The organism is Streptomyces pseudogriseolus (genome assembly GCA_002154585.1).
Classification (GTDB): Bacteria; Actinomycetota; Actinomycetes; order Streptomycetales; family Streptomycetaceae; genus Streptomyces; species Streptomyces pseudogriseolus.
Genome location: MUNG01000644.1, coordinates 1 through 1,198, shown reverse-complemented (window position 1 = coordinate 1,198; position 1,198 = coordinate 1). Strand labels below are relative to the sequence as shown.

Sequence of the window (1,198 nt, the reverse complement as noted above, 5' to 3'; positions counted from 1 at the left end):
GATCTTGCCGTTGGGGAGGAGAGGGAACTCCTCGAGGGCGACCAGGGCCGAGGGGACCATGAAGTCGGGCAGCCAGGCGCGTGCGTGGGACGCAAGATCCGAGGGAGCAACAGCGTTGTCGGCGACGACGTAACCGGCCAGGCGGAGTGAGCCGGTCGTGTCCGGTCGGGCGATGACGACGGCCTCGGACACGTGCGGGTGGCGGCGCAGGACTTCCTCGACCTCGCCGAGTTCGACGCGGTGACCGCGGATCTTCACCTGTCCGTCGGCGCGGCCGAGGTAATCAAGCTGGCCGTCAGGGCGCCAGCGCACCAGGTCCCCCGTGCGGTACATCCGGGATCCGTCCGAGGAGAACGGGTCGGGGAGGTACCGCTCCGCGGTGAGGGCGGGCCGGGCGTGGTAGCCGCGGGTGACACCGGCTCCCGACAGGTACAGCTCACCCACCGCGCCTACGACCACCGGCCGCAGAGACCCGTCCAGGACATGAGCCCGCGTGCCGTCCACAGGCCGGCCGATCGGCGTCCGCGCGTCACCGGCAACGGTGACGGCGTGTGTCGAGTAGGTGGTGTCCTCACTCGGCCCGTACAGATTGTTGACCACACCGATCACCGGGTGCGCGTACAACTCCTCGACCAGGTGCGGTGCCAGCGGCTCACCGGCGAGGTTCATCGTCCGGGCGCGGGGAGGTATCGCACCCGCTGCGAGCAGTTCCCGGGCGACCGACGGGACCGTGTTGATCAACGTCACGTCCTCGTACCGGCCTGGATGTGCGATCAGGTCCAGCGCGTTGTCGGGCACCAGATGGACCGTCCCACCGACCGACAGCGGGGCGAAGATCTCGAACACCGACAGGTCGAACGACACCGACGTCGCAGCCAGCGTCTGCGCCAACTCCTCGCGCGAGAACACCCGGCCCGCCCAGGACAGCATCGCCACGACCTGGGAGTGCTCGATCATCACCCCCTTCGGACGCCCCGTCGACCCTGATGTGTAGATCACATACGCCACATCCGAGCCACCACCGGACACCGGAACCCTGTCCGTACGGCCCCCGTCCGGGAAGTCCTCGACCGACCTCAGAACCAGCGAGACACGCGAATCCTCGACCATGAAGTCGACACGCTCATCCGGATAACCCGGGTCCATCGGCACATAGCCCGCACCCGACTTCAGCACACCCAGCAACGCGACCACCAGG

1 protein-coding gene is annotated in these 1,198 nt (G+C 68.2%); it reads right to left on the bottom strand.

The genetic code is table 11. The features are described 5' to 3' along the window. On the bottom strand, positions 1-1,198 hold a 1,198-nt coding region (locus tag CCN29_RS33715), incomplete at both ends, for an amino acid adenylation domain-containing protein (RefSeq protein ID WP_143661460.1).